Below are 7,513 nucleotides of genomic sequence, written 5' to 3' on the forward strand. Positions count from 1 at the left end.
AGCTTCTGACGATGCAAGCGACACTCCAAACGGCGGCGAAGGCCCCGGAGAAACTGGCGATGAAAGGCACGAAGATCCGCCGGACGGCCGGCGAACGCGCCTTCGACGCGTTCAACGTCATACTCATGGTCGTCTGGGCGCTCACGGCCGTCTATCCGTTCTGGTACATTCTCGTCATGTCCTTCAACACGGGCGCCGACGCGGCCGCGGGTCCGATCTGGTTTTTCCCGCGCGCGTTCACGCTCGAGAATTACGCCTTCGTGTTCCAGTACGACCGGCTGCAGACGGCGTTCGTCGTCACGGCGCTGCGCTGCGTGATCGGACCGGCGCTGTCCGTATTCGTGACCATGCTGGCGGCGTTCGCGCTGTCGAAGCGGTTCCTGCCGGGCCGCAAGACGATCTTGTTCTTCTTCATGATTCCGATGTTCATCGGCGGCACGATCATTTCGAACTACGTCGTCATCGCGAAGCTGGACCTGTTGAACAACTTCCTCGTGTACGTCCTGCCCGGCGCGTTCGGCTTCTTCAGCATGATCATCATGCGCACGCATATCGAGGAGCTGCCGGAGGAGCTGCAGGAGTCGGCGACGATCGACGGCGCGGGGTATGTCAGGATTTTCTTCCAAATCATCCTGCCGCTCAGCATGCCGATCATCGCCGCGTTCGCCTTCTTCTCGGTCGTCGGCAATTGGCTGGACTATTACACCAACCTGATCTACGTTACCGACCGTTCTTTGAGCACTCTGCAGTTCGTGCTTTACGAGATCATCAACCGCGCCGAAGCGAACACCCTGATCGACTTCACCAAGACGACCGGCGCGCAGCAGCGCAGACTGATGTCGATGGCCAACAACACCGTGCCGACGCCGGAGGTCATCAAGATGACGGTCATGGTCGTCGTGACGTTCCCGCTGCTGTTCGTGTATCCGTTCTTCCAGAAGTATTTCGTTAAAGGCATGCTGACCGGAGCGGTCAAGGCGTAAGCGCCATGCTGCCCGTCATCGCCATCATAAAGGGGAGGTTTATCGGGTTATGAGAAAGGGAATCGCGCTTCTAATGACGGTCGCGCTGTCGGCCGCGCTCGCCGGCTGCAGCGGATCGAACGGCGGAACGAACGAGCCGGCCGGCACGGCGTCCGACGCGAACAAGGGGACGGCATCCGAGACGAACAAGGGCACGGGGAACGCGCCGGCGCCGGTCGATCCGTCGAGCTTCAAGGAGATGCACCTGGAGGTGCTGAGCCAGCTGCCAACCAATCCGCGCAAGCCGGTCGAAGACCGCCTGACGCCGATCTGGCGCGAGAAGACGAAGGTCATTCCCGACTTCGTCGAAATTCCGGCCAACACGGACTATAAGAGCTGGCTGCAAATGCAAATTCTCGCCAACACGGTACCGGCGGTCATCGCGAACCAGAACGGCATCGCCGACGATCCCGCCAACATGGAAATGCTCAAGAAAGCCGGCATGGCGCGCGAAATTACGCTGGACGAGCTGAAGGCGTACATGCCGCTGACCGCGGAGCGGCTCGCCGATCTCGGCGTCACGATGGAGCAGTGGTACAAAGCGAGCGTCGATCCGACCGACGGCAAGCTGTGGGCGATTCCCTCGCTGCCGAGCCCGCTCCTGAAGGACGAATACCGCAACTCCCCGTACGGGGAGGCGCGCCTCGGCAACGGCGGCTACGGCGTCTGGTTCCGCGACGATATTTTGAAGAAGATCTATCCGGACGCCATGAGCGCGGACGAGCTGAAGAAGCTCGCGGTCGCGAACAAGGGCCAGCTGTCGCTGGAGCAGATCATGGACATTCCGATCCGCAACCTCGACGACCTGCACGATTACTTGACGAAGGTCAAGGACCTGAATCTGACGGAGAACGGCCATCCGATCACGCCGGGGCATCTCCAATTGGAGAACTCCAGAGGCGCGCTCTACTGGTCGCTGTTTTCCGCGACGGGACTCAGCCTCAGCAATTCGTATCCGCTCGTGATCAACGAGTCTAAGAACCTGTTCGCGGACTACGAGCTGACGCCGGAGTGGAAGAACTACATCGCGTTCATGAACAAGAGCTTTAACGAAGGGCTGTTCGGCAAGGAATTTTACATTCAGAAGAACGAGCAGCGCGACGCGAAAATCATCAACGGCGAGTATGCCGTCGTTAACATGTGGGCGCCGATCGCCGCCAACCAGGACAAGGTCAAGAAGGCGGGCGGGACCTACAACTGGCGCTATTACCCGATCTTTGCGAACGAGCTCGATCCTGGCTACCAGGACGCGGCGAACCAGTACTTCCCGCTCACGACCAGATGGAATTCCAAGGTCATCAATCCGAAGAAGGTCACCGAAGACCAAATTCCGCAAATTTTGAACTGGATCGACTGGAACTACTCGCTGGAAGCGGCATCGCTGCGCGAGTGGGGCACGCCCGACATGTATACGGGGGACGGCATGGACCGCCGCTTCAAGCCGGAATACAAGAAGGTCGAGGAGTACAAGCTGCTCGGCAAGCAGGACGAGACGGGCGACGGCTGGTATTACGGCATCCAGGGCCAGGACGGCACGATGACGAATCCGGAGGTGTACGGTCTTGCGATGGCAGGTGAGATGGGCTACGTATACAGCCCGTCCGTCGTCTACCCGTTCAGCGAGAGCAATTACGACCAGTACACGCTGGTGAACCAGGCTTGGCAGCAGCATAACCTGAAGCGCATGTCGCTCTTCGCCGAGCTGCCGGTCGACGACGCCACGCAGCAGGCGAAAGCCGAGTACGACCAGGTGAGCAACGACGTAAACAACAACATGATCGCGCCGCACAACGACGAGCTGGACAACCTGATCGTGAAGGCGATCACGGGTCAGGTCGGCAAGTTCGACGCCAACTACAAGACGTACGAGGACGTGCTGTCGGGCAGCGATATCGCGGACGGCCTGAGCAAGCAGAAGGACGCGTGGATGAAGTACTACAACCTGCGCGAGAAATTCCTGAAGAAGCTGAATTAGCCGCCGCCGCTTCGGCCGGCTGGTTCCGCGGACGCCAGCGCGCTTAGCCCGATCCGACATTTTTTCGCCCGTTACCCCCCGAAAGCCCTTACAGCCTCGCGAACGCTATGAGCGAACGTTAACCAAGCGGCTCGGACCGCAATCGTGAGGAGAGTGGCAGCATCATGAAAAACGCCATGTTGAAGAAAGCGGCAGTGACTTCGATGGCTTTGCTGACCTTGGCAGGGGGCGCGGGCAGCGCGTTCGCCGACGGCAAAGGACACGGAAACGACAACCAGAAGGGCCAGCACGATAACGGCAAGCATGACGATAAGGGCAAGAGCCCGGGGATCAATCTCCACTTCAAGGACGAAGACCAGCTCAAATGGGCGCTTGAATATATCGTGCGCCTCGCTTCGAAAGGCGTGTTCAACGGCTACGAGGACGGCACGTTCAAGCCGCAGCAAAAGATTACGCGCATCGAGTCCATCGTGGCGGCGGTCCGCCTGATGGGCCTGAAGAATCAAGCGGAATCCGCGGCCGAAATGAGCACGAAGCTGAACTTCAAGGACGCGGATCAGCTGAAGAAGAAATATCCGTGGGCGGTCGGCTACGTCGCCGTGGCGCTGGAGAAGGACCTGTTCTCCGAGACCGAGGATCAGATCCAGGCGGACAAGCCGGCGACGCGCCTGTTCGCGGCGACGCTGCTCGTGAAGGCGCTCGGCCTGGAAGCCGAAGCGAAGGCGAAGAGCAATTCGCAGCTGAACTTCCGCGACGCGGGCAAAATCCCGGCCGGCTCCGTCGGCTACGTGCAAGTCGCGATCGAGAAGAACCTCATTACCGGCTACCAGGACAACACGTTCCGCCCGAACCAACCGGTGACCCGCGCCGAGCTGGCCGCGCTGCTTGACCGCACGGACACGCAGTTGCCGGATCACGACGCGGCGGCCATTACCGGCAAGCTGAAGGCGGCCGCTTCGAACGGCGCCATCACGGTCGTGAAGGCCGACAACAGCGAAGTGGCGCTGGCGCTCGATCCGAACGTATTCGTCTTCCGCGACAACGTGAAGTCGTCGGTGTCCGCGCTGAAGGCGGGCGACGAGGTGCTGGTGCGCACGTACCAAAACAAAGTCGTCTTCATCGAAGTGACGAAATCGGCGGCCGACCAGCCGGCAGTTATCACGCTGAACGGCAGGTTCAACTCGCTGTCGCTGAACGCGCAGGGCAAAATCGCCACGATCTCGATTACGAAAGACGTGACGAACGGCACGCAGGCGCTGGTGCTGAACGTCGCGCCGGACGTGACCGTGGTCGGCAACGCGGCGCTGCTCGAGTACGGCCACGGTGTCGAGCTGACGCTGCTGAACGGCGTCGTCGTCACCATTAAAGTGGTGTAAGCGACAATAGCGGTTACCGGCGGCCCGGCGTTTCGCGGCGGAAGCGTTCGTTCCGCTTCCGGATTGCCTGTGCTTGCATGCCGCGGCGGCGGCACTTCTACACGGAACCGCGGCGTCCGATGCCTGCGTTCGTTCTCTCCTTCAAAGGCGCGCCGCGCGCTCTCTAGCGGCGCCGATACTGACCGGCCGGGTTCGATTCCGTCCGGTCTTTTTCATGGCCGGACCGGCGGAAACGGCGGGCGGCGGCGGTCCGCGGGCCGTGCGTTCGTTTTTCATTTCTTCGAAAATTTGGTAGTATTCAGGGTAGAACGAAGAGGTGATCGCGATGAAACCCGTATTGGAGGTCAAAGGGCTGACTGGGGGCTACAGTCCCCGCCGGCCTGTGCTGCACGATTTGAATTTCGAGGTCGCCGAGGGCGAGATGGTCGGGCTGATCGGGCTGAACGGCGCCGGCAAGAGCACGGCGATCAAGCATATTCTCGGGCTGATGCAGCCGCATCAAGGCGAGATCCGCATCGGCGGGCATACGCTCGCGGAGCAGCCGGAGCAGTACCGGCAGGCGCTGGCTTACGTGCCGGAATCGCCGCTCCTGTTCGACGAGCTGACGGTGGAGGAGCACTTGCGTCTCACCGGCATGGCTTACGATGTCGACGAAGCGCAGTACGCGAAGCGGACTGAGAGCCTGCTGGACGAATTTTACATGCGGCCGAAGCGGGGCGCGTTCGCGTCCCATCTGTCGAAGGGGATGCGGCAGAAGGTCATGATCATGAACGCGCTGCTGGCGCGCCCGGCGCTGTACGTCATCGACGAGCCGTTTCTCGGGCTCGATCCGCTCGGGATCCGTTCGCTGCTCGATAAGCTCGTAGAGGTCACGAAGGAAGGCTCGTCGGTGTTCATGAGCTCGCATATCTTGTCCACGGTAGAGTCGTACTGCAGCCGCTTCATCGTGCTGCATCACGGCGTCGTCGTCGCGCAGGGGACGCTGGCGGACGTCTGCGAGGCGGCCGGCATGGCGCGGAGCGCCGGTGCCGGTTCGCTGGAGGACGCGTTCTACCGGCTCGTGACGGACGGGGGATCCGATGGATCGGTCCGTTGAGGCGCTGTGGCGGCGGCGGGCGGGCGCGTTCTGGCGCGAAAGCATCCCCTATTTCCGCGACATGACGCAGAGCGGCCTGCCCGGCGTGGTCATCATGCTGCTGCTCGCCGGCTTGGCCGGGTATGCGCTGCTGCTGCGGAACATGCCGGCGAATTTCCCGTTCACCCTGGTCGGGGTGATCGTCCTGACGCCGGTGCTGTGCTGGAGCCCGCTGCGCACATGGCTGCGCGAGGCGGACATCGTGTTCCTCGTCCCGCGCGAAGCGGAGATGGGCGCGTACCTCCGCCGGTCGTTCCGCTATAACGGGCTGGCCTGCTTCGCCGCGGTGCTGCTCGTCTGCGCGGTTTACATGCCGCTTTATCTCGCCGGTCCCGCGACGACGCCGGCGCTCGTGATCGGCCTCTTCGCGCTGTTGCTCAAGCTGATGAACAGCGCCGCGGCCTGGCGCGAGCGGCAGCTGGTCAGTCTCGGCGCGCGGCGCACGATCCGCGTGCTCCGCTGGGCCGCGACGGCGGTGGCCGCCGGCGCGCTGCTGCAGACGGAGCTGTGGAAGACGGCAGTCTATCTCGTCGTCGTCGGCGGGCTGTTCGCGCTGCTTTACGCGCGTCTGTCGTGCTACCCGGTGCCATGGCTCACGCTGATCGCCGAGGAGCAGACGACCCGGCGCCGGTACATGGCCTTCTTCAGCGCGTTCGCCGACGTGCCGACGGAATCCGCCGCCGTGCGCCCGCGCCGCTACGCGTCCTGGCTGGCGCGCTTCGTCCCTTACGGCCAGAGCCACGCCTTCACCTATCTGTACGCGCATACGCTCGCCCGGACGGAGCTCGGCGGCATCATTCTGCGCCTGACGGGCCTCGGCATGGTGTCCGGGACGCTGTCGGCGTACGCGGGCCTGTGGCAGGGCTGGGGCTCGGCCGCGGTCTGCCTGCTGTTCGTCTGGCTGAGCGGTATTCAGCTCGGCTCGCTGGCGCAGTCGCACAGGCATTCCGTCTGGCGGCTCGTCTATCCGCTGCCGGACCGGACGCGGCACAACGCCGTGCTGCGCGTCGACCGCGTCGCGTCGCTGATCTGCGCCGTGCTCATCTGGCTGCCGCACGGCATCCTGCTGCCGGGACAGGACGGCCTCGCGCCGGCGCTCGCCGCGCTGGCGGTGGCGCTCGTCTACGTGCTCGCGCTGCGCCCGCGGCGGATCCGGAAGCTGCTGACGTTCGATCCGGACGACGACTAAGGCTCCGGTGTTTGCGCGTGAGCTCCCGTGGTGCTGCGCACCAAAGTCGCTCCCGGCCTCAAAACCTGCGCGGGCGAAATGTGAGGGCCGACCCTCCGAAGCGTGCGGCTCCGGTTTTGGGCCGGGCGCTCCCGTGGTGCTGCGCACCAAAGTCGCTCCCGGCCTCAAAACCTGCGCGGGCGGAATGTGAGGGCCGATCCTCCGAAGCGCGAAGCTCCGGTTTTGGGCCGGGCGCTCCCGTGGTGCTGCGCACCAAAGTCGCTCCCGGCCTCAAAACCTGCGCGGGCGAATTTGAGGGTCGACCCTCCGAAGCGTGCGGCTCCGGTTTTGGACCGGGCGCTCCCGTGGTGCTGCGCACCAAAGTCGCTCCCGGCCTCAAAACCTGCGCGGGCGGAATTTGAGGGTCGATCCTCCGAAGCGCGAAGCTCCGGTTTTGGGCCGGGCGATCCCGTGGTGCTGCGCACCAAAGTCGCTCCCGGCCTCAAAACCTGCGCGGGCGAAATGTGAGGGCCGACCCTCCGAAGCGTGCGGCTCCGGTTTTGGACCGGGCGCTCCCGTGGTGCTGCGCACCAAAGTCGCTCCCGGCCTCAAAACCTGCGCAGGCGAAATGTGAGGGCCGATCCTCCGAAGCGCGAAGCTCCGGTTTTGGGCCGGGCGCTCCCGTGGTGCTGCGCACCAAATTCGCTCCTGGCCTCAAAACCTGCGCGGGCGAATTTGAGGGCCGATCCTCCGAAGCGCGAAGCTCCGGTTTTGGGCCGGGCGCTCCCGTGGTGCTGCGCACCAAAGTCGCTCCCGGCCTCAAAACCTGCGCGGGCG

The 7,513-nt window shown here is 63.4% G+C and carries 5 protein-coding genes; all 5 read left to right on the forward strand.

Annotated elements, in window-relative coordinates:
• Positions 1–11: 11 nt before the first annotated feature.
• The 5 genes from ACFPB1_RS16055 (at position 12) to ACFPB1_RS16075 (ending at position 6,697) form a co-directional block, all read left to right on the forward strand.
• Complete coding sequence (locus ACFPB1_RS16055; protein WP_379227057.1) at positions 12–983, forward strand: carbohydrate ABC transporter permease; 972 nt, start codon at positions 12–14, stop codon at positions 981–983.
• Between the two features lie 49 nt (positions 984–1,032).
• The gene (locus ACFPB1_RS16060; RefSeq protein WP_379227059.1) at positions 1,033–2,997 is read left to right on the forward strand and encodes a hypothetical protein; all 1,965 of its coding nucleotides are present in this window, start codon (positions 1,033–1,035) and stop codon (positions 2,995–2,997) included.
• 164 nt (positions 2,998–3,161) lie between these two features.
• Complete coding sequence (locus tag ACFPB1_RS16065; RefSeq protein ID WP_379227061.1) at positions 3,162–4,373, forward strand: S-layer homology domain-containing protein; 1,212 nt, start codon at positions 3,162–3,164, stop codon at positions 4,371–4,373.
• Between the two features lie 319 nt (positions 4,374–4,692).
• Positions 4,693–5,469 (forward strand): ABC transporter ATP-binding protein, encoded by a 777-nt coding sequence (locus tag ACFPB1_RS16070; protein WP_379227114.1) that lies wholly within the window; start codon positions 4,693–4,695, stop codon positions 5,467–5,469.
• Positions 5,453–6,697, forward strand: a complete 1,245-nt coding sequence (locus ACFPB1_RS16075) for an ABC transporter permease (RefSeq protein ID WP_379227063.1) — start codon at positions 5,453–5,455, stop codon at positions 6,695–6,697. Before ACFPB1_RS16070 ends, ACFPB1_RS16075 begins: the two co-directional genes overlap by 17 nt.
• Positions 6,698–7,513 lie beyond the last annotated feature (816 nt).

The sequence above is a fragment of the Paenibacillus sp. GCM10023250 genome (genome assembly GCF_042653205.1).
Taxonomy (GTDB): domain Bacteria; phylum Bacillota; class Bacilli; order Paenibacillales; family Paenibacillaceae; genus Paenibacillus_Z.

Excerpts from the sequence above, each read along its gene's own strand:
- ACFPB1_RS16055 (WP_379227057.1), top strand. The coding sequence starts at position 12 with ATGCAAGCGACACTCCAAACGGCGGCGAAGGCCCCGGAGAAACTGGCG.
- ACFPB1_RS16060 (WP_379227059.1), top strand. The coding sequence starts at position 1,033 with ATGAGAAAGGGAATCGCGCTTCTAATGACGGTCGCGCTGTCGGCCGCG.
- ACFPB1_RS16065 (WP_379227061.1), top strand. The coding sequence starts at position 3,162 with ATGAAAAACGCCATGTTGAAGAAAGCGGCAGTGACTTCGATGGCTTTG.
- ACFPB1_RS16075 (WP_379227063.1), top strand. The coding sequence starts at position 5,453 with ATGGATCGGTCCGTTGAGGCGCTGTGGCGGCGGCGGGCGGGCGCGTTC.